Raw genomic sequence first — 21,286 nt, 5'->3', positions numbered from 1 at the left:
CGGCAGGTCATCCCTAAAATACCGCACCCCAGCGCTGGCTCAGGACTTGATCTTTGCCGTTTTGTCTATCAACAGCACCCGCTCTTCTGCATCGGTTTCCCGCAGATGGACTCTCACCGTTTGCTCCGGTTCTGTGGAAAGCTGACAACCGCAGTAATCGGGCTGGATGGGGAACTGCCGGTGACCCCGGTCGATCAACACCGCCAATCGCACCCGTTCCGGTCGCCCAAAGTGGTTTAGAGCCTCCAAAGCTGCTCGCACGGTGCGACCGCGAAAGATCACATCATCTACCAGCACCACCTCTTGGCCGGTCAGGTCACGCGGCATTTCGCTGCGATCGGGGGTGCGCAACCCGCCGGCGCTCAAATCGTCGCGGAAAAAAGTGATGTCCAGCTCCCCCACTTGGGGCGGGATCCCCAGCAGAGTGGCAATCCGATCCCGCAGGCGGTAGGCCAGGGGAACTCCCCGGGTGCGAATGCCGATCAACGTCAACTTTTGGGGGTGGGGGTGATCCCTGCCGATCGCCTCTGCCAGACCCTCGATCAGCCCGGCCAACTGCTCCGCATCGAAGACCTCGATCTCGGACATGGATCCCTGTCGCCCCCTCGCCAATCGCGGATCTGGTCTGTAGAAGACTTTAGTAGAAGACTTTAAGATAGCCCAACCTGCCGGCGGGATCCCTATCCGGTAAGATAAAACCAGAAGCAATTCCCAAGCCATGGAGGTTTCCTTGAGGGAGGGATCCACGATGTCTGTTGCTTGGCTGGCTTCGGTTCTGGCGAGGCGGTCTTGGCTGAGCCGTTTCCTGCGGGGGATGGTGCTTTGCGGGCTGATACTCTGCCTGGGGGTTACTCCGCTGGGATCCCCGGCCCACGCCGAAGACTACACCAAACGAGATCTACAGGGGGTGAGCTTTGCAGGGCAAGACCTGAGCGGCTGGAAGTTTCTCAAGGCCAACCTGCGCCAAAGCGATCTCAGCCATGTGAAGGCGGCAGGGGCGAACCTGTTCGGGGCCAATCTCAGCAAAGCCAACTTGCGCGGAGCCGACTTGCGCGGGGCCACTTTGGACATGGCCAACCTACAGGGTGCGGATCTGCGAGAAGCGCAACTGCAGGACAGCATGATGTGGCTGGCCCGAGTCGAAGGGATCCAAATTGATGGGGCGGATTTCACCAATGCGTTGATACGGCAAGACGCCCTCTCCATCCTTTGCGAACGGGCCACCGGCGTTAACCCTGTAACCGGTCGGGCCACCCGCGACACTCTTGAATGTGACTGATCCTCACCCCCGGCTCTTCTCCCAGAGGGAGAGGGGAGATAGGCAGCAGAACCCATCGCCTCACTGCCCTCTGGAATCCGGATTTTAGGAGCTGGGAGCGGCTGCCTCAGAACGGGTGGGCTTGCGTTGAAACTGGCTGAGCAGCGAATTCCAGGCCAAGCGGGCCATCGACAACAGCCAATTCCCCTCCAACTCCCTAAACAAGTCCATGTTCAGCTTGAAGGCATAATTGGCCTCTGCCACAATGCGGTCGATGGTGGCTTGATCCAGCCCCAATGCATCCATCTGGGCACGGTAGCGCTGCTTGAACTTGCCCTCGTGGGGGATCTGCTCGAAATCGTAAAAAGCTGTTCCTTCCCCTGGCGGCAAGCCCATGGCCCGGCGGGCGATGTTTTTGAGGATTTGGCCACCCGACAAGTCACCGATGTAGCGGGTGTAGGCGTGAGCGATCAGCAGAAGCGGATCTTTTTCCACCACTTCCCGAATGCGGTTGACATAGACCTGGCAGGCAGGGGAGGGCTTGACCAAAGAGCGCCAGTTGGGGCCAACAAAATAATTTAAATCCTTCTCCAGGCTGGCCTTGCGCCACAGCTCTGGGTAGTAGAGCCGGCCCACCAGGGGGTGCTCTCGCAGTTGGGCAAAGCCCTCTTCCAGAGCACTGTAGACAAAGTAGAAATTGCCCAGGTAGCGGCTGTAGGCCCGTTTATCCACCACTCCCTTCAGGAAACACTTGATAAAGGCCATGTTCTCGGCCATGGTGTGGGACTGCTTGGTGCTCTCTCGCAACTGGGCCGACAAGCTGTGGTCCCGGTTATACAGATCACTTTTTTTATTCTGATTGTTCTGACTTTGACTCACAAAACCCTCCTCGCCAACAAACTGTGCTTCATTAGATCACCCGCAGATCACCCGCAAGCCATCCCGAGGTTCCCCCAGCCTGAGAAGCTTTGTAAACCCATTCCCGATCCTTTCTCATGATTGATGGCTCCGCGTCTTGCCCCCTAGCCTGCATCAACAGCGTGCATCTCAAAAGCGACAAAGACCGGCGCCGCGTCCACCCTGGCGACCGGCTGAGCCTGTCAGAGCCACCCCTCCGATCCCCACGGTCGACCGGAAATCCGAGCTGGAGCAGCGGATGATCCGTAAAAACGGTCAAAGATTAGAATAATCTGCCTGAGTGTGAATGGATGTGAACAATCCTTAAGGCACGGTGGGAATCGTCCCTGCTCCGGCAGCCAAAAGGGGATCCCCAGCGGTTTTGCCGAGATTTTCCAAGTGAGCCCTCAAGGGATCCGGACAGCCCCTCGACCTTTGTAACGTTCGTTGACGATCGTTGGCGGGGTTTCTATAATGGAAGGCCTGACTGCAGCGCGACCCCTCCCGAGCAACGCATGACACAATTAGCAGTGCCATCCCCTGTCGCTCCTACCTTTCCTGACCTGGTGGAGATTCAGCGGGAGAGTTTCTTGTGGTTTTTGCGAGAAGGGTTTGAAGAGGAGCTTCTCAGCTTTTCCCCCATCATCGATTACACTGGTAAGCTAGAGCTGCACTTCCTGCCTGAATATCGCCCTGGGGATCCCTCCAAAGGGTACAAGATCAACCGCCCCCGCTACGACCCTGAGGAGGCCAAGCGGCGGGATGCCACCTATCAAGCGCAGATCCGGGTGCCCACTCGCCTGATCAACAAAGAGACCGGCGAGATTAAAGACATGGACGTCTTCATCGGCGAACTACCCTTGATGACGGATCGGGGCACCTTCATCATCAACGGCGCCGAGCGGGTGATCGTCAACCAAATTGTGCGCAGCCCCGGCGTCTATTACAAATCGGAGCTGGACAAAAACGGGCGTCGCACCTACAGCGCCAGCCTCATCCCCAACCGCGGCGCCTGGCTGAAGTTCGAGACCGACAAAAACGGCCTGGTGTGGGTGCGCATCGACAAAACCCGCAAGCTCTCGGCGGCAGTTCTGCTGAAAGCCTTGGGCCTGAGCGACTCCGAGATTTACGACAACCTGCGCCACCCCGAATTCTTCCAGAAAACCATGGAGAAAGAGGGGCCCTACACCGAAGAAGAAGCCCTAATGGAGCTGTACCGCAAGTTGCGGCCCGGGGAACCCCCCACTGTATCGGGTGGCCAGCAGTTGCTGGAATCCCGCTTCTTCGACCCCAAACGCTACGATTTGGGCCGGGTAGGGCGCTACAAGCTGAACAAAAAGTTAAATTTGAACGTAGCCGAAAGTGTGCGGGTGCTTACCGTCACCGACATTTTGGCCGTCATCGACTACCTGATCAATTTGGAGTACGACATCGGCCATGTGGACGACATCGACCACCTGGGCAACCGCCGCGTGCGCTCCGTGGGCGAGCTGCTGCAAAACCAGGTGCGGGTGGGCCTGAATCGCCTGGAGCGGATCATCCGAGAACGGATGACAGTCTCCGAGTCGGAAAACCTCACCCCGGCCTCTTTGGTCAACCCCAAACCCTTGGTGGCGGCCATTAAGGAGTTCTTCGGCTCCAGCCAGCTCTCCCAGTTCATGGATCAGACCAATCCCCTGGCGGAGCTGACCCACAAGCGCCGGTTATCTGCCCTGGGCCCCGGCGGCCTAAGTCGGGAACGGGCCGGCTTTGCGGTGCGGGATATCCACCCCAGCCACTACGGCCGCATCTGCCCCATCGAAACTCCAGAAGGCCCCAACGCCGGGTTGATTGGATCCCTGGCCACCCACGCCCGCGTCAACCAGTACGGCTTTATCGAAAGCCCCTATTACCGGGTCGAGAACGGCGTGGTGCGCAAAGATCTGGGCATGGTCTACCTCACCGCTGACGAAGAGGACGAGTACCGCGTGGCCCCGGGGGATGTGCCGGTGGATGCCGAGGGCCGCATCACTGCCGACTTGGTGCCGGTGCGCTACCGCCAAGAGTTCACCACCGCCCACCCCACAGAAGTGCACTACGTCCAAGTGGCGCCGGTGCAGGTCATCTCGGTGGCCACCTCCTTGATCCCCTTCCTGGAGCACGATGACGCCAACCGTGCCTTGATGGGAGCAAACATGCAGCGGCAGGCGGTACCCCTGCTTAAGCCGGATCGGCCCTATGTGGGCACTGGCCTGGAAGCCCAGGCGGCACGCGACTCCGGCATGGTGGTGGTGTCGCGCACCAATGGCGTGGTGACCTATGTCTCTGCCGACGAAATCGTGGTGCGGCCAGACGACGGCGGGGATCCAATTGTCTATCGCCTGCAGAAATACCAGCGCTCCAACCAAGACACCTGCCTCAACCAGCGTCCCCTTGTCTATACGGGGGATCGGGTGGTGGCTGGCCAGGTGCTGGCGGATGGCCCGGCGACCGAAGGGGGCGAGTTGGCTTTGGGCCAAAACGTGTTGGTGGCCTACATGCCCTGGGAGGGCTACAACTACGAAGATGCCATCTTGATCAGCGAGCGGCTGGTCTACGACGATGTCTTTACCTCGGTACACATCGAGAAGCACGAGATCGAGGCCCGGCAAACCAAGCTAGGCCCGGAAGAGATCACCCGCGAGATCCCCAACGTGGGGGAAGATGCCCTGCGGGACCTGGATGAGAACGGCATTGTGCGCATTGGGGCTTGGGTGGAGGCCGGCGACATTTTGGTGGGCAAAGTCACCCCCAAAGGGGAGTCGGATCAGCCCCCAGAAGAGCGGCTATTGCGGGCCATTTTCGGGGAAAAGGCTCGGGATGTGCGGGACAACTCGCTGCGGGTGCCCAACGGCGAGCGCGGTCGGGTGGTGGATGTACGCATCTTTACCCGCGAACAGGGGGATGAGCTGCCTCCCGGCGCCAACATGGTGGTGCGGGTCTACATTGCCCTCAAGCGCAAAATCCAGGTGGGGGACAAGATCGCGGGCCGTCACGGCAACAAGGGTATCATCTCCCGCATCTTGCCGATTGAGGACATGCCCTACCTGGCGGACGGCACACCGGTGGATGTGGTGCTCAACCCCTTGGGGGTGCCCTCTCGCATGAACGTGGGCCAAGTGTACGAGTGCCTGCTGGGCTGGGCAGCAGAACATCTGGGGGTGCGCTTCAAGCTGATGCCCTTCGACGAGATGCACGGTTTGGAAGCCTCCCGTCTGACGGTGGAGGCCAAGCTGAGGGAAGCCCGAGAGAAGACCGGCAAGGACTGGATTTTTAACCCGGAAGGCAAGTACTGCGGCAAAATCCAGGTGTTTGACGGTCGCACCGGAGAACCCTTTGACCAGCCTGTTACGGTGGGCCGCGCCTACATGTTGAAGCTGGTGCACTTGGTGGATGACAAGATCCATGCCCGCTCCACCGGCCCCTATTCTTTGGTGACCCAGCAACCGCTGGGGGGCAAGGCGCAGCAGGGCGGCCAGCGCTTTGGGGAGATGGAGGTGTGGGCTTTGGAGGCGTTTGGGGCAGCCTACATCCTGCAGGAGTTGCTCACCGTCAAGTCCGACGACATGGTGGGGCGCAACGAGGCTCTCAACGCCATCGTCAAGGGCAAGCCCATCCCTCGACCCGGCACGCCGGAGTCCTTCAAGGTGCTGGTGCGGGAGCTGCAGTCCCTCTGCCTGGATGTGTCGGTACACAAGGTGGAGGTGGACAGCGAAGGGCAAACCCACGATGTGGAAGTGGATCTGATGGCCGATACCTCCAACCGTCATACTCCCTCTCGACCCACTTATGAATCGGTTACGTCTGAGGATCTCTCGCCATCACCAGCCTTTACCAGAGTGCTCCGCACCGCTGACGCGAATGCCAGCCGCAGCCTTGAGGAAGATGAGGACGAGGAGGAGGAAGAGGACTTTTGAGGGTTGAGAGCGCTCCCCACCCCTGACGCGAACGTGACGGGGATCCCATTCAACCCACGAAGGAGGGTGGGGCTTCCCTCTCCTTTGGGTTCAGCAAGCCAGGAGGAAAACGGCGATGGCCAAAACAGAGCAACGCTTTGACTATGTCAAAATCGGCTTGGCTTCTCCAGAACGGATCATGGAGTGGGGCCAGCGCACCCTGCCGAATGGTCAAGTGGTGGGGGAAGTCACCAAGCCCGAGACCATCAATTACCGCACCCTCAAGCCGGAGATGGATGGTCTTTTCTGTGAGCGCATCTTTGGGCCGGCCAAAGACTGGGAATGCCACTGCGGTAAGTACAAGCGAGTACGGCATCGGGGGATCGTCTGCGAGCGCTGTGGGGTGGAGGTGACCGAGTCGCGGGTGCGCCGCCACCGCATGGGCTACATCAAGTTGGCCGCTCCGGTCACCCACGTTTGGTATTTGAAAGGGATCCCCAGCCACATCGCCACCCTGTTGGACATGCCGCTGCGGGATGTGGAGCAAGTGGTGTACTTCAACGCCTACGTAGTGGTGGATCCGGGCAATGCCCAGAATCTCTCCTACAAACAACTGTTGACGGAGGATCAATTCCTCGAGATCGAAGATCAGATGTACGAGGAGGGATCCGAACTGCAACTGCCGGAGAACTGGGCGATGATCGGGGCGGAGGCCATCGAGCGCCTGCTCAAGGATATCGACCTGGAAAAAGAGGCGGAGCAACTGCGGGAGGAGATCACCAGTGCTCGCGGCCAAAAGCGGGCGCGCCTGATCAAGCGGCTGCGGGTAATCGACAACTTCATCGCCACCGGATCCCGTCCGGAGTGGATGGTGTTGCGGGTGCTGCCGGTGATCCCGCCGGATCTGCGCCCCATGGTGCAGTTGGATGGGGGCCGCTTTGCCACCAGCGACCTCAACGATCTCTACCGTCGTGTGATCAACCGCAACAACCGCCTGGCCCGGCTGCAGGAGATCATGGCGCCGGAGATCATTGTGCGCAACGAAAAGCGCATGCTCCAGGAGGCGGTGGACGCGCTGATCGACAACGGTCGGCGGGGGCGCGTGGTGGCGGGGGCCAACAACCGTCCCCTCAAGTCCCTCTCCGACATCATCGAAGGCAAACAGGGGCGCTTCCGGCAAAACCTGTTGGGCAAACGGGTGGACTACTCCGGACGTTCGGTGATCGTGGTGGGGCCCAACCTGCGCATGCACCAGTGTGGCCTGCCCAAAGAGATGGCCATCGAGCTGTTCCAGCCCTTTGTCATCCACAAATTGATCAAGCGGGGCATTGTCAACAACATCAAGGCTGCCAAAAAGATGATCCAGAGCAATGACCCACAGATTTGGGATGTGCTGGAAGAGGTGATCGACGGCCACCCCGTCTTGCTCAACCGTGCCCCCACCCTGCACCGCCTGGGGATCCAAGCTTTTGAGCCAATCCTGGTGGAGGGAAGGGCGATTCAACTTCACCCCTTGGTCTGCCCTGCTTTCAACGCCGACTTCGACGGCGACCAGATGGCGGTGCATGTGCCCCTGTCGTTGGAAGCCCAGGCGGAAGCGCGCCTGCTGATGCTGGCCACCAACAACATCCTCTCCCCGGCCACCGGCGCTCCCATCATCACCCCCAGCCAAGATATGGTGCTGGGATGCTACTACCTGACGGCAGATAACCCCCACCAGCCCGATCTTGGCGATCGCTTCTTCGCCAGCTTGGAAGATGCTCTCATCGCCTACGACCGCGGCGCCATCGGCCTGCACAGCAAGGTCTGGGTGCGCTACCACGGCCCGATGGAGTTGGGCAAGGGCGAAAAAGAGTCCGAGCCGCAAATTATCGAAGAAGCGGGCGGCATCCGCCTCAAGATCACCAACTACCGCCGTATCCGCGAAGATCAAAACGGCAACGTGATCAGCCAGTACATTCGCACCACGCCGGGCCGGATCATTTTTAACAAGACCGTGCAAGATATTTTGTCTGCGTAGTTACCCTCTGCCGTAGGACGGCTCTTCTCTCCCCTTCTCTCTAGCGAGGCATCATGAGCGAAAAAGGACGATTTTCCGCTGGCCTGTCGCGGCAGGCTGCCGACGACAACAAAGCCGACACCCCCTTGCCCCCTGTGCCCTTTCGCAACTATCAAATTGGCAAAAAAGAGCTGCGTAACCTGATTGCCTGGTCCTTTGCCCGCTACGGCACAGCCCGCACTGCTCAGATGGCGGATGCTCTGAAGACCCTGGGCTTCAAATACGCCACCCAGGCAGCCGTCTCCATCAGCGTCGAAGACCTGCGCGTTCCCCCCAGCAAGCGGCAGTTGTTGGCGCAAGCGGAAGCCGAGATCGAGGCGGCCACCGAGCGCTATACCCGTGGAGAAATCACAGAGGTGGAGCGCTACCAAAAGGTGATCGACACCTGGAACCAGATCAACGACCAGATCAAAGAGGAGATGCTCAACAACTTCCGGCAGAACGATCCCCTTAACTCCGTCTACATGATGGCCAACTCGGGGGCGAGGGGGAATGTCTCCCAGGTACGGCAGTTGGTGGGCATGCGCGGCCTGATGGCCAACCCCCAGGGGAGGATCATCGATTTGCCCATCAAAACCAATTTCCGCGAGGGCCTGACCGTTACCGAATACATCATCTCTTCCTATGGGGCCCGCAAGGGTTTAGTGGATACGGCTCTGCGCACCGCCGACTCCGGCTACCTCACCCGCCGTTTGGTGGACGTGTCTCAGGATGTGATCGTGCGGGAATCCGACTGCGGCACCGACCAGGGCATTCTCCTGGAATACCTGATGGATGGGGACAAGGTGGTGGTGTCTTTGGAGGAGCGCTTGGTGGGCCGAGTGCTGGCGCGCGACGTGGTGCACCCAGAAACCCAGGTGGTGCTTGCCCGTCGCAACCAAGAGGTGGATCACGACCTGGCCAAGACGATTGTGGAGGCCGGCATCCGCCAGGTGATGGTGCGTTCTCCCCTCACCTGTGAAGCCAACCGCTCCGTGTGCCGGATGTGTTATGGCTGGAGCTTGGCCCACTCCCGCCTGGTGGATCTGGGGGAAGCGGTCGGGATCATCGCCGCCCAATCGATTGGGGAGCCGGGCACCCAGTTGACCATGCGCACCTTCCACACGGGAGGCGTGTTTACAGGGGAGGTGGCCCGCCAAATTCGCGCCCCCTTTGCGGGTGTGGTGCGGTTCCCGAAAAATCTGCGCACCCGCCCCTTCCGTACCCGCCACGGCGACGATGCTCTACAAGTGGAGGTAAACAACCAAATCATCTTGGAAGGCCCAGACGGTCAACGGGAGTCCTTCGACATGACTCAGGGATCCACCCTGCTGGTGCGGGACGGAGCCCAGGTGCAGCGGGATCAGTTGATTGCAGAGGTGTCCCTGGCCAAGGCCAGCCGTAAGAGCACCGAGAAAGCCCAGAAAGAGGTGGTGGCCGACCTGGCTGGAGAAATTCGCTTTGCCGATCTGCCCATCGAGGAGAAGACTGACCGCCAGGGTAACACCACCTACACTGCCCAGCGGCAGGGATTGATCTGGGTGATGTCTGGACAGGTGTACAACCTGCCTCCGGGGGCCGAGCCGGTGGTGAAAAACGGGGATCGGGTGCAGGCGGGGGATGTGATCGCCGAAACCTCGCTGGTGACGGAGCATGGCGGCATTGTGCGGCTACCGGAGCGCAGCGACACCAGAAGTGGGCGCGAGGTGGAGATCATCAACGCTTCGGTGGTGTTGCGGGAAGCACGGGTACGGGTGGAATCCCACCAGGGGCGGGAACAATTTTTGCTGGACACTTCCAGTGGGCAGACCTTTGTTCTCAAGGCCACTCCGGGCACCAAAGTGGGCAACGATGAGGTGGTGGCGGAGCTGATCGACAACCACTTCCGCAGTCAGACGGGAGGCTTGGTGAAGTTCGCCGGCATTGAGGTGGCACGGCGCGGCAAGGCCAAGCAAGGTTACGAAGTCATCCAGGGCGGCACCCTGCTGTGGATCCCAGAAGAGACCCACGAGGTGAACAAGGACATCTCCCTGCTGAACGTGGACGATGGCCAGTATGTGGAAGCAGGCACTGAGGTGGTGAAAGACATCTTTTGCCAGAATGCCGGTGTTGTCGAAGTCATCCAGAAGAACGACATTCTGCGGGAGATTGTCATCAAGCCGGGATCCCTGCATCTGGTGGACAACCCCGCCGACTTGGAAGTGAAAAGTGGCACCCTAATCCAGCCAGGGCAACCGGTGCTCAGCAGCATCGTTCCCGACCGACTGGTCTACCTGGAACACGTGGAAACTCCCGAAGGCCCAGGCTTGCTGCTGCGTCCGGTGCAGGAGTACGAGATCCCCGACCGGCCCTTGGTGCCCACTCAAGAGTCCACCAGCGAGTCCGGTCGCTCCATTCGTCTGCGGGCGGTGCAGCGGGTTCCCTTCAAAGATGGGGAGCGGGTGAAGTCGGTAGGCCCTGTAGAGCTCCTGCGCACCCAACTGGTGCTGGAAATCGATACCGACGCCCCACAACTGAAGGCCGATATCGAGCTGATCCAAGATGAGAAGGATCCAGATATTCGCCGCCTGCAACTGGTGATTCTGGAAACTCTGTTGCTGCGCCGCGACGTGGAAGCGGATCTGACGCAGGGGAGTACCCACACGCGGCTGTTGGTGAAGGAAGGAGACTCCATCGCCAGCGGAGATGTTATCGCCCGCACCGAAATCCAAGCCAAAAAGGCCGGGATCGTCCAAGGGATCCGCGAGGGAGCGGAGGTGGTACGGCGGGTGCTGGTGATTACCGACGACGATCTGGTGCAGGTGCCCCTGACAGGTTCAGCCAGCGTGACGGTAGGGGCGCTGGTGCGGGCCGGAGATGAGCTGGCGCCTGGGATCCCTTCTCCACAGTCGGGACAGGTAATGCAGATAACGGACGGCCAAGTGGTGTTGCGGATAGCGCGGCCCTACTTGGTTTCTGCGGGTGCCATTCTGCAGGTACGAGATGGCGATCTGGTGCAGCGGGGGGATTCCCTGGCCCTCCTGGTGTTTGAGCGGGCCAAGACGGGGGACATCATCCAGGGTCTGCCGCGGATTGAGGAGCTGCTGGAGGCCCGCAAGCCCAAGGAAATGTGTGTTCTGGCCAAGCGGCCCGGCACCGTTCAACTGAGCTGGCGGGGAGAGGAGCCGGATTTGAAGGTCATCGAAGCCGATGGCACCGTTAGAGACTATCCTGTGCTGCCGGGGCAGAGCTTGATCGTGGTAGATGGACAGCCGGTGGGGGTGGGGGATCCCCTAACCGATGGCCCTGCCAACCCCCACGACCTCTTGGAGATCTACTACGAGTACCATCGCCAAACCTTGGGAGATGACCAAGCCGCACGGTTGGCTCTGCGGGAGGTGCAGCGCTTCTTTGTCAACGAAGTGCAGAACGTCTACCGCTCCCAGGGGGTGGAGATCTCCGACAAACACATTGAGATCGTGGTGCGCCAGATGACCTCCAAGGTGCGGGTGGATGATGGTGGCGACACCATCCTGTTGCCGGGGGAGCTGGTGGAGTTGCGGGAAATCCAGCAGATCAATGCCACCATGGCCATTACTGGAGGAGCGCCGGCCAAATACACGCCCGTCCTGCTGGGGATCACCAAGGCCAGCTTGAATACCGACAGCTTCATCTCAGCGGCCAGCTTCCAGGAAACCACCCGCGTGCTGACTGAGGCGGCCATTGAGGGCAAATCCGACTGGCTGCGCGGCTTGAAGGAAAACGTAATCATCGGGCGCTTGATCCCGGCAGGCACGGGCTTCACCACCTACGAGGAGATTGCCGCCGAGCCGGAGCCTGACGAAGAGGAGGAAGAGCCTGCGGTGTTGCCGGAGCTGCCGCCTCGTTTGATCTTGGAAGATGATCAATTGATCGACGATTCCACCCCTGCCTTCGACGAGCTAGAGGAGGATGACGACGAGGAGGAGTGAGGCGCTGGGTCTCCAGGATTGGGCCACTTTGCAAACTGAAATCGTCAGTTGCTGCCGCTGCCCCCGCTTGGTGGCCTGGCGAGAGTCAGTCGCCCTTCAGAAGGTGGCCCGTTTTCGCGACCAGCTCTACTGGGGCCGACCGGTGCCAGGGTTCGGGGATCCGCAGGCGCGGCTGTGGGTGATCGGGTTGGCGCCGGCAGCCCATGGGGGCAACCGCACCGGGCGCGTGTTTACCGGGGATCCCAGCGGGGACTGGCTGTTTCGCGCCCTGTACCGAGCCGGGTTTGCCAATCAGCCCACCTCTACCCACCGAGAGGATGGCCTGCAATTGCAGGATTGCTACATCTCGGCAGTGGTGCGCTGTGTGCCCCCGGAGAACCGCCCCACCGCCATAGAAGCCAAGACCTGCCTGGGCTACCTGAAGCAAGAGCTGGAGCTGCTAACCCAGGTGCGGGTGATCCTGACGTTGGGGCATTTTGCCTTCCAACACGCTCTGATGCTCTTGTCGCCTCTCAGGCCCCGCCCCCGCTTTGGCCACAATTGCGTTATTCCTTTGGCAGAGGGTCGCTATTTGCTGGCGTCTTACCATCCCAGCCGGCGCAACACGGCCACACGGCTGCTGACGGAGCCGATGTTGGATGCCGTTTTCGCGCAAGCCCAGCAGTTGCTGTCTGGTAAGCCAGCCCGACCGGCTGAGGATTAGGCGGGTTGCCAAGATTCGAGGCGATAGGCACTGTCCCAAAACAGCCATTCCAACCGGGAGGCAGTGACAAAAGCTGCCCTCATCTTTTCCCGCAGCGGTTCTGTAGCCTGCTGAGCGACGGAGTCGGTGATGTCCAAAGCCTGCTGCACCACTTGGGCAAATTCTTCCCCGGCGTAGGTGTCGATCCACTGTTGGTAGGGATTGTCAGGCTGCGCGGTGCGATAGATGGTGGATCCCACCTCTCGGTAGATCCAAAAGCAGGGCAGCACAGCGGCAATGGCCACCTCATAGGGATCCACAGCCGCCGCAGCCAACAAAAAACGGGTATAGGCGAAGCAGGCAGGGGCATAGGCTGTTTCGGGTTGAATGTCGTAGAGGCGAAAATAGCTTTCGTGCAGGCTGCGTTCGGCCACAATGGCTCCCAGGGCAAAGTTCAAGAAACTCACCACCTGCTCAGCCCCTTCGGAACGAGCTCCAATCAAGGCCAGGGCGCGGGCAAAGTCGGTGAGATAAAGAGCATCCTGCTGCAAGTAAAACTGGAACCGCTGCCGCGATAGGCTGCCCGCTGCCAACTCTCGGTTGAAGGGGTGATCGAGGATTTGCTTGTAGATGGGCTGAATGGCTTGCCAAAGGTGGGCTGTAAAGGACTGGGGCATGGCGACCGTCTCTCGGCGTTTGGTCTTCAGCTAGAAATTGCAGGAGCCCCGCACTGTACCTATAAAGTCAGTGTTGGGAGGAATGCTATAATAATACTGCGGGCACCAGAAACGGTCTTTTTAAGGCACTGGTAACGGTCGATTGGGGGTGCAGTAAACCACCCCAGAGGCTCGTGGTTGGCTTGCTAACTGCAGGGCTACTAAAAGCCCGCTCCGTACCGCCTAGCGGTTGGTGTCGGGTAGTTTACTCGATTGGTGATTGGCCTGACCAGGGCCAGCACCTCTGCTGGGGCTGAGGCTTTCTTCATTTTGAATCTCAATTAGGCTTCGGGCATGAGGGGGCGAAACCCATGCTTGCGGGAAAGCTGCCCGATCAGATCCAATTTCTCAAGGGTGATCAAATTACGGCCCCAACTGAAATTGGTGTACAGCCCCTCAAACTCCAGCAGCATGGATTCAGCAAAGCAGGCAAAAAGCTGACGGGCCGGGTTGGCCACATTCAAAAACTGCATGATGTTCCATTCAATATCCAAAGAGTGCTCCACCATCCCCCCGTCAATGACGTAGAGTCCCTTTCGCTGCAAGCTGGAGGCGATGTTCTTTGGGTAGCCACCGTCGATGATGACACAGGGATCCGGCAAAACTTGGGGATCGAGGGCCATGCCCTGGCTCATGCTGGCCACCCAAACGATAAAGTCAGCGCGGGGCAGGGCCTCTTCCAGCGAAGAGATCTCCCCCTGCTTGAGCTTGGCCTGCAATTCCTCCAGACGCCGTCGCTCTCGGGCGATGAGCAACAATTTGCCCAAGTGAGTGTGGGCCACCAACCATTGACAAATGGCGCTGCCGATATCTCCGGTCGCCCCCACCACCGCAACCGTAGCGGCTGCCAAGTCCATGGCGTAGCGCTGGGCCGCCAACTGCAGTTGCTGACAGATGATGTAGGCCGTGTGGGTATTGCCGGTGGTAAAGCGTTGGATCTCCAAGTCGATGTTGCGGACTCGCCGGAGACTGTCGAGGCGAAAAGTCTCAAAAATGATGCTGCTAAATCCCCCCAAAGCCGTAATGTTCAAGCCGCGCCGCTGGGCTAGGGCCATGGCATTCAACACTTTCCGACAAGCTGCCTTCACCCGTCCCCCCGCCAACATCTCCGGCAAGAAACAGGATTCGACGTACTGCCCATAAATCTTTTGGCCGGTGATGCTGGTTACCGTGATCTCGTCCACCACCTGAGGGGGAGCCATGCACCAGAACTCCAGGTCGCTCTCCGCATATTCGGAATAACCCAGCTTGTCTGCCACCCGCTTCGCATGGGCCAGGCTGGTCAAGTGCCCAATCAGGCCGAACATAAAGGTTTACCCGCTTGGATAACTGATGGATCCCATCAAAACATGTCCATACCCGCCTGTAGCCAGCCTAGAACTGCAGTCCGCCGGCAGAGGATGAATGCTGAGGTGGGTCATGCTGCCCGCAAACCCTGGGCTGAGAGGCGCATCACCTCGCGGGTGCTGAAGCCGATGTTGGCCAGCGCCTCTCCATAGGCAATCATAAAATCCTCGACGATGGCCTCGCGATCCATATAGATGGCTTCTACATCCTGGTCCACCTGCTGCAGCATCTGCCAGACCAAGGGCAGGTTCTGGGCGTTGGCCGCTTCGATCTGCCCTTTGACCTCGCCAAAATGCTCCCCTAGCCAGCGCTCTCCAAAATTGAGGTGCAGATATTCATCCTTGACCACCCCCTCGGTGATCTTGCGGGCAAACTCATCGGCGACGGGGATGTAGATGTTGTAGGCGGCAATGGCAAAGCATTCGATGATCAGCGACTGAATGACCAAGCAGGTAACTAGGTCTCCGGCTGCTGCCGCTTTTTGGAAATTGTTGCGCAAAGGGGCGAAGAAAGTGCGGGCAAACTCCCTATCCGGCTCTACCTGCAGGTTTTTGCCGCAGGATTGAAAGCCTTTCATGTGCCGCAATTCCATCTTGGCCAGCTTGTGCAGCTCCTCTGCCCCTTCCGGCAACATCTCGGCCAGCTTGAGGTAGTTGTCGTGGGCTTCTTGTTCCCCTTCGATCACAATGCCGTTGATGCGAGAGTAGGCCTGCCGGTAAACCGCGCTGCCATAGTCCAAGGTGGTGCCACCCTCATCGGCTAAAGGCTGGGGGGTATTGGGCAGGACGTTCACTGGGGCCATACTCATGCATCTCCTCTCGGTGTTGTTTGGGTGTTGTTGATTGTCTATGCTGACTCGACAATCGCCTCGATTGCAGTTGAATCGCTCTCTTAATCAGAATAGCTGTAGCTGCCGCAGAATTGGCGGGATTCCTTTTGCGGAATGATAGGGGTCTGCTAGGGTGAGGGTTCGAGTGCCGTTGTGGAGCCTGCTGTATGTCTGCTCTTGGGGATGGCCTGAACCAACTGCGCCAGTTGCTGGTGGAGCTGGAGGAACGATCCCTCGATCAGCCGGTTGGCAGTGCCGAAGAGGTGCTACAGGCGATCGAGCTAGCCACGGCTTTTGAGCTGTTTGAGGCGGAGAGCAGCGGTTTGCTGCTGCAGATTGTGGCCAATCTCTGGGATCGGGTACGGCAGCAGGATTTGTCTCCAGGGGAGATTCAGACGGTATCGGAGAAGTTGCGGGCGGTGGGCTATACCGATGCCGAAATTCAGGAGATCCTGGACTTGGAGCCGGAGGACTAGCCCCATTTCCCCCTCTAGGCTTGAACCATGCCCAGCTCCACCGGTGTAACACCCGCTTCCATCTGAGTGGTGGCGTCGTAGCAAGCCCCTCGCAGGTTGGCCAGCTTGAGTTTGCACTGGGCAAGAAGGGCTCCTCTCAAGTTGGCCCCGGTGAGATTGGCCCCTGCCAGGTCCGCTTGGCTGAGATCGGCTTCGCTCAAGTCCGCTTCGGCCAGGTTGGCCCCACGCAAGTTGGCTCCTTGCAATCGGGATCCCTGCAGTTTAGCTTTTTCTAGGTTGGCCAGCCGCAGGTTGGATCCCTGCAGATCCGCTTGGCTGAGGTCGGCGCCGCTCAGGTAGGCCCGCTCCAGGTTGGCAGAGGCCAGCTTTGCCTGGCGGAGAATGGATCCCCCCAAGTCGATCCCGGCCAAGTCGGCCCCGGCCAGATCAGCTCCGGCCAGTTGGCTGTTGCTGAAGTCCCGCTCACCGCTGCCGTAGCGTTGCAATAGGTCTGCTCCAGTTTCCACCATCGCTGTTTTCCACACCGGACGAATGGATCCTACCTAGGAATAGAAGGGCCGCCAAGAGCACGCTAGGATAGGCGCAAGCCGTTTTCCGGGATCCCCCCTTATGAGCTTGCCCCGTGTGCCCCGAACTCGACCTCGCCCCAAGCTGCGCTCGATCCCTCGCCGCCAAACCGAATCCGCCCTCTATGCCGAAATGCAGCAGCTCACTGTCGAAAAGCAGCGGCTCAACCAAGAGCTAGAGTTTATTCGAGAGCGGCAAGGGCAAATCCACGCGCGACTCCAGGAAATCGAGCAGGCCATGCAGCACCTTCAGCAGGAGGCAAAAGCCTTCCGGGATCCCGCTCCTGCCTCTGAACCCGCCCAGCTCAGATCCCGCCCTTCCCGCTTCCCGCCCATGACCTTCGAGTATTGAGGGATCCTATAAATCTCAAAGAAGACCCAAGATTCAAAGCAGACCTAAGCAACAAGTCAGGGGATTCTGTAGCCAACTTAACTATTTGCTGCTTATCTCAACCCGACTCCAGAATCTGGGCCAGCGAACAGCTGTTCTCAAGCTGGCTGCACAGTTACCTGAACTTCAGGGCTTATGACTTCTTCTCCCCAGATATCGTCAGATATCGTCGGTCTAGAGCGTTTTGCTAAGGCCCTGCCCAGGCAACTTTCGGGCGGTATGCAGCAGCGGGTGGCCATTGCCCGAGCTCTGGCGGCCCAGCCGAAGATTTTGCTCATGGATGAGCCTTTTGGCGCTTTGGACGTGCAAACCAAGGAGACGATGCAGGAGTTTTTGCTGGATCTCTGGCAGCGCACGCGCACCTCAATTTTGATGATTACCCACGATGTGGAAGAGGCCGTCTTTCTGGCCCAGCGCATCTATGTACTCACGTCCCATCCTGGGCGGGTGAAACGGGAGCTCCGGGTTGATTTCCCCAGTCGGCGCGACTACAGTCTCAAGCGCACTTCTTCCTTCCAAGAGGTGAAGGACGAGATCTTGGCTGATACATTTACGCTGAACACTGCTGACCATTACTGCTCAACGGTGAAGCGACAGCATTCTGTCCGTTTCCGTTGTCGCTACGCGACGCTAACGCGACCGCGTCAGCGGGACGGAGTCCAAACAGAAAGGCGGTATCCCGCAAAGCTCTGAGCATAACACCCAGAGCGCCTTGCCAATCTCGTGGTAGCCTATGGTTGCACTTTGGGCATCTAAACACCTTTGCGCCACCCAACTTAGTGTGGATGTGCCCGCACTTGGTACAGGTTTTGCTGGTGTACGCTTCCGATACTTCCACGACGACCACGTTTTTCTTTTGGGCTTGAAACTTCAGGAACTGCTTGAACCGATAGTGCGCCCAGGTGAGCATCGCCCTTGCTGTCTTGCTACCAAACTTCCTCCCTGCCTTGGCAACCATCTTGGCTGACTCGAAAGTGGGGAGGAATATCAATCGGTAGTTATCCGTTAGGAACGCCGCTACCTTGCGATGGCACTCGTCCACCAAGTTCCTGATTCTCTCCCGCAGACGAAACGCCGCTTGCCGCATTCGCCTACGCTTGAGTCTCGGTGCTTTACTCAGCCTAGATTGCAGATCGTCTAGGTGGTAGCACAGCCGAGCGATTCTACCAAAGTCCCCCTTGGCGATATCTACAAAACCTGCTCCATCAAACCCTGTGAAGAAGCTTCTTACTCCAGGGTCAAGCGCAATCACCCCCTTTGCTAGCGAACACTGCTCGTTCACAGGCTCAGGAAAGATGGCATACCATCTGTCTTTCACCCGCATTAGCTCAGTTCCGCGTGCCCATTCTCTGGGCATCTCCTCGGATGCACGAAACGCCAAACCTCGGGTGAGTTTCGGATACCACGTCCCATCGCAAAAGTTGCCGGCGTTGAACTGCAGCGTATGCGACCTGTCCCGCACACTGCGAAACCTCGCGTCTTTGCTTCGGCGAAACGCCAACCACGCCTCGACGACCGCGTTCTGCTTGATGTGGCAGGGGGCGTCCTTCACCCACCCGGGCAGGTCGGAGCGCAGGATGATGTCCCGCAGCTTTCTGGCCGTTTTTGGGGCACCATGCTGACGCTGATAGGCAATCGCTTGGTTGTAGCAGTACCGGCACGCCGCTTGCCATCGCTTCCAGACTTTAGCCAGCGCTGGCTCCGGATAAATCCGTATCTTTCTCGATTGCAGCCCGATATTTTCTGAGTCCGTAGAGCCGACTGCTGAAGCAGTGCAGGATGGTGAGGATATCCTCAACCAGTTCCTGTTGGGGAGAAAGGTGATCGTCATCGAGAACCAAGATTTCGCATCCGTATTGACGGCAGTACCACTCAACGAACTCAAATCCAAACCGGCAGAGTCGATCCCTGTGAGCGACCACAATCGTTCCGATATCTCCCGCACGAACTCGTTCCAATAAGGCAAGGAACTTTGGTCTTTTGAAGTCGAGACCGCCGCCAACCTCTCCGACCACTTCGGCTCCAGGATAGAGGTTAACCAGTCTTGCAATCTGTCTCTCCAAGTCTGGTTTCTGTCTTCGGCTGCTGACTCGGGCGTACAAAACGACTCGTTTGTCCTTCTTGGGCGCTCTGTTCGCGTCAGCGGGCCGGAGGCCAATGTAGCTGTCGAGGTCATACCTTCTCGCCCTACCGGATGGTGTACGTATTGCATTGATCCAGCCTTTCTGTTCCCATCGCCTCAAAGTGTGGAGACACACCCCAAAATAATCCGCCGCTTCTCTCGGTTTTACATACCTAGCCATACCAAGCAGCCATACTGAACATACTGTACATTATTTTCAGTATAGTCCAGCATATCATTGACTAGAGTCATGCTCTCCTACGAAACCAGAAAGGGATCCCGTTGAGCGACGCTGCGCCCGCGGGCTGATCAGGCAAACACCACCGTTTTGTTGTGGTACACCAGCACCCGATTCTCCAGGTGATACCGCACTGCCCGTGCCAGGACTAGGCGTTCCATGTCGCGGCCTTTGCGGACGAGGTCGGCAACGGTATCGCGGTGACTGACCCGCACCACGTCTTGCTCGATGATCGGCCCTTCGTCCAGATCTTCGGTGGCATAGTGGGCAGTCGCGCCGATGATCTTCACCCCCCGTTGATGGGCGCGGTGGTAGGGGTTGGCTCCGGCAAAGGCGGGCAGGGTGGAATGGTGAATGTTGATGACCGGCGGGGCTTGGCGGAGCAGCCACCCACTCAAGACCTGCATGTACTTGGCCAACACCACCAGGTCAATTCGATATTCCTGCAGGAGAGCGAGCTGACGGGCTTCGGCTGCGGCTTTGCCCTCTGGAGAAACGGGGATGTGGTAGTAATCGATACCGAAGGAGCGGGCCACCGATTCCAGGTCGGGGTGATTGCTGATGATCAAGGGGATCTCGGCGGGCAGTTCTCCCGCCCTTTGCCGCCAGATCAGATCCAAAAGGCAGTGGCTTTGCTTGCTGGCCCACAACGCAATGCGACGGCGAGTGTCGGAAAAATGCAGTTCCCAGTTGGCTTGGATCCCACGGGCAATACCCGAAAAGGCGGGGACAATTTCCCCTCGCTCCAGTTGGAAGCCCTCCAAGTCCCACTCGATGCGGCTCAAGAACAGTCCTGCCTCGGGATCCGTATGGTGATCGGCGTGAATGATGTTGCCGCCGTAGCTGTAGATGAAGCTGGAGAGCTTGGCTACCAGACCTTTTTGATCAGCTAGAAATTGCAGGAGCCCCGCACTGTACCCGTAGACTCAGTGTCGGGAGGAATGCTATAATCATTCTGCGGACACCAGAAACGGTTGTTCAAGGCACTGGTAACGGTCGATTGGGGCTGCTGTAAACCAGCCCAGAGGCTCGCGGTTGGCTTGCTAACTGCAGGGCTACTAAAAGCCCGCTCCGTACCGCTTAGACGGTTGGTGTCGGGTAGTTTACGGCAAGATACCAACAGGGTGGCACTGGGCATCGGTAGACAACAGCCTCAACTTTGTGGGGACTGGCTCTCCCCAAGAGCAATCCATTCTCAATCTACCCGGTTGATCGCTTCCAACAGCCAGGGATCCACCGGCTGGCCATCCCAACGCTTCAAGTCGATGCGAATCCACATCGCCGCAGAAGAGCCGGCAGGGGGCAGTTCCTGGTGAAACGAGATCTCATAGTCAGACGGGTTTTGGCCATGCTGCCGCAGCCAGGTCTCCACCTTAGCAGGAGCAAAGTAGGACTGCCCTTGCTCGAACAGGCGCGTGATTTCCAGGCCGAAGCAAAGGGGGTTGAAGCGGGCCATAGGTTAGGCAGCGTCTGCTGTTTGAGCGTCGTCGGCTGCGGATGGGGGGGGAGCCATCTCTGAGGTGGGTGTATCGGCTGTGGCGACCGACTCGGCTTTGGGCTCAGCCGCGGCTGCTGTTCGGGAAGCCTTGGGAGTGGCAGCAGCCGTTGTCCCGCGGGTGGCTTTCTCCAGCTCTTGGGCCTCTTTGTTCAGTTGCGCCTCGAACTCTCTGGAAGCATCCTGCAGGCTGCGCAGGGTTTTGGCCAGCGTGCGACCAATCTCCGGCAGTTTGCGGGGCCCAAAAACCAAGAGAGCCACCGCAAAGATGACCAACATTTCCGGCAGTCCAACACCCAAAAAATTCATGAGCCTCGGCAGAGTACGGTTTGGTCGGGATCCCTTCCCTAGACTGACATTTTCTCGC

18 protein-coding genes and 1 pseudogene are annotated in these 21,286 nt (G+C 58.9%); 8 read left to right on the top strand and 11 right to left on the bottom strand.

What is annotated here, in order from left to right; all coding sequences use genetic code 11:
• Positions 1–39: 39 nt before the first annotated feature.
• Positions 40–588 carry a bifunctional pyr operon transcriptional regulator/uracil phosphoribosyltransferase PyrR gene (gene pyrR, locus ACVWZF_RS11865; RefSeq protein WP_457387907.1) on the bottom strand — a complete coding sequence of 183 codons (549 nt, stop codon included), beginning with the start codon at positions 586–588 and terminating at the stop codon, positions 40–42.
• A gap of 160 nt (positions 589–748) precedes the next feature.
• Between pyrR and ACVWZF_RS11860 the strand changes: the two genes are divergently transcribed.
• A complete protein-coding gene (locus ACVWZF_RS11860; RefSeq protein ID WP_011433997.1) occupies positions 749–1,279 on the top strand; it encodes a pentapeptide repeat-containing protein in 531 nt (176 codons plus the stop codon).
• Positions 1,280–1,363: 84 nt separating this feature from the next.
• Here the strand turns inward: ACVWZF_RS11860 and ACVWZF_RS11855 are convergent, their stop codons facing one another.
• Positions 1,364–2,077 (bottom strand): biliverdin-producing heme oxygenase, encoded by a 714-nt coding sequence (locus ACVWZF_RS11855; RefSeq protein WP_011433998.1) that lies wholly within the window; start codon positions 2,075–2,077, stop codon positions 1,364–1,366.
• Positions 2,078–2,670: 593 nt separating this feature from the next.
• On the opposite strand from ACVWZF_RS11855, the gene rpoB reads away from it, so the two are divergent.
• The 4 genes from rpoB to ACVWZF_RS11835 all read left to right on the top strand — a co-directional run bounded on the left by rpoB (position 2,671) and on the right by ACVWZF_RS11835 (position 12,760).
• The gene (gene rpoB / locus ACVWZF_RS11850; RefSeq protein ID WP_011433999.1) at positions 2,671–6,090 is read left to right on the top strand and encodes a DNA-directed RNA polymerase subunit beta; all 3,420 of its coding nucleotides are present in this window, start codon (positions 2,671–2,673) and stop codon (positions 6,088–6,090) included.
• A 115-nt stretch (positions 6,091–6,205) separates the two neighbouring features.
• Positions 6,206–8,089 carry a DNA-directed RNA polymerase subunit gamma gene (locus tag ACVWZF_RS11845; RefSeq protein WP_457394568.1) on the top strand — a complete coding sequence of 628 codons (1,884 nt, stop codon included), beginning with the start codon at positions 6,206–6,208 and terminating at the stop codon, positions 8,087–8,089.
• Positions 8,090–8,142: 53 nt separating this feature from the next.
• Positions 8,143–12,057: a DNA-directed RNA polymerase subunit beta' gene (locus tag ACVWZF_RS11840; RefSeq protein WP_457394571.1), complete on the top strand. Its 3,915-nt coding sequence runs from the start codon at positions 8,143–8,145 to the stop codon at positions 12,055–12,057.
• The gene (locus ACVWZF_RS11835) at positions 12,038–12,760 is read left to right on the top strand and encodes a uracil-DNA glycosylase (protein ID WP_457394574.1); all 723 of its coding nucleotides are present in this window, start codon (positions 12,038–12,040) and stop codon (positions 12,758–12,760) included. Before ACVWZF_RS11840 ends, ACVWZF_RS11835 begins: the two co-directional genes overlap by 20 nt.
• Here ACVWZF_RS11835 and tenA read toward each other — a convergent pair.
• From tenA to ACVWZF_RS11820, 3 genes are all read right to left on the bottom strand, one after another.
• Positions 12,757–13,416: a thiaminase II gene (tenA, locus tag ACVWZF_RS11830; protein WP_414416477.1), complete on the bottom strand. Its 660-nt coding sequence runs from the start codon at positions 13,414–13,416 to the stop codon at positions 12,757–12,759. The genes ACVWZF_RS11835 and tenA overlap by 4 nt on opposite strands.
• 320 nt (positions 13,417–13,736) lie before the next feature.
• Complete coding sequence (locus tag ACVWZF_RS11825) at positions 13,737–14,762, bottom strand: long-chain acyl-[acyl-carrier-protein] reductase (RefSeq protein ID WP_011434004.1); 1,026 nt, start codon at positions 14,760–14,762, stop codon at positions 13,737–13,739.
• A gap of 110 nt (positions 14,763–14,872) precedes the next feature.
• Complete coding sequence (locus ACVWZF_RS11820; protein WP_041436745.1) at positions 14,873–15,604, bottom strand: aldehyde oxygenase (deformylating); 732 nt, start codon at positions 15,602–15,604, stop codon at positions 14,873–14,875.
• 194 nt (positions 15,605–15,798) lie between these two features.
• On the opposite strand from ACVWZF_RS11820, the gene ACVWZF_RS11815 reads away from it, so the two are divergent.
• Positions 15,799–16,107: a hypothetical protein gene (locus ACVWZF_RS11815; protein ID WP_011434006.1), complete on the top strand. Its 309-nt coding sequence runs from the start codon at positions 15,799–15,801 to the stop codon at positions 16,105–16,107.
• A 14-nt stretch (positions 16,108–16,121) separates the two neighbouring features.
• Here ACVWZF_RS11815 and ACVWZF_RS11810 read toward each other — a convergent pair whose 3' ends face one another.
• On the bottom strand, positions 16,122–16,616 hold the full coding sequence (locus ACVWZF_RS11810; protein ID WP_041436747.1) for a pentapeptide repeat-containing protein: 495 nt from the start codon (positions 16,614–16,616) through the stop codon (positions 16,122–16,124).
• 100 nt (positions 16,617–16,716) lie between these two features.
• Here ACVWZF_RS11810 and ACVWZF_RS11805 point away from each other — a divergent pair, with 100 nt between their 5' ends.
• Positions 16,717–17,025, top strand: a complete 309-nt coding sequence (locus ACVWZF_RS11805; protein WP_238376787.1) for a gas vesicle protein GvpV — start codon at positions 16,717–16,719, stop codon at positions 17,023–17,025.
• Positions 17,026–17,226: 201 nt separating this feature from the next.
• Positions 17,227–17,604 (top strand): annotated as a pseudogene (locus ACVWZF_RS11800) (ABC transporter ATP-binding protein); the annotation flags it as partial.
• Between the two features lie 10 nt (positions 17,605–17,614).
• Here the strand turns inward: ACVWZF_RS11800 and ACVWZF_RS11795 are convergent.
• From ACVWZF_RS11795 to ACVWZF_RS11775, 5 genes are all read right to left on the bottom strand, one after another.
• A complete protein-coding gene (locus tag ACVWZF_RS11795; protein WP_457411551.1) occupies positions 17,615–18,862 on the bottom strand; it encodes an RNA-guided endonuclease InsQ/TnpB family protein in 1,248 nt (415 codons plus the stop codon).
• Positions 18,750–19,367, bottom strand: a complete 618-nt coding sequence (locus tag ACVWZF_RS11790; protein ID WP_457411538.1) for an IS607-like element ISSoc2 family transposase — start codon at positions 19,365–19,367, stop codon at positions 18,750–18,752. Before ACVWZF_RS11790 ends, ACVWZF_RS11795 begins: the two co-directional genes overlap by 113 nt.
• Before the next feature lie 128 nt (positions 19,368–19,495).
• On the bottom strand, positions 19,496–20,326 hold the full coding sequence (gene purU / locus ACVWZF_RS11785) for a formyltetrahydrofolate deformylase (RefSeq protein WP_457411550.1): 831 nt from the start codon (positions 20,324–20,326) through the stop codon (positions 19,496–19,498).
• 293 nt (positions 20,327–20,619) lie between these two features.
• Complete coding sequence (locus ACVWZF_RS11780; protein WP_414413462.1) at positions 20,620–20,880, bottom strand: hypothetical protein; 261 nt, start codon at positions 20,878–20,880, stop codon at positions 20,620–20,622.
• Between the two features lie 3 nt (positions 20,881–20,883).
• Positions 20,884–21,198, bottom strand: coding sequence for a TatA/E family twin arginine-targeting protein translocase (locus ACVWZF_RS11775; protein WP_457394579.1), 315 nt, complete (start codon positions 21,196–21,198; stop codon positions 20,884–20,886).
• Positions 21,199–21,286: the final 88 nt, after the last annotated feature.

Source organism: Thermostichus sp. OS-CIW-30 (genome assembly GCF_054060215.1).
This window is presented reverse-complemented; position numbering and strand designations above follow the sequence as displayed.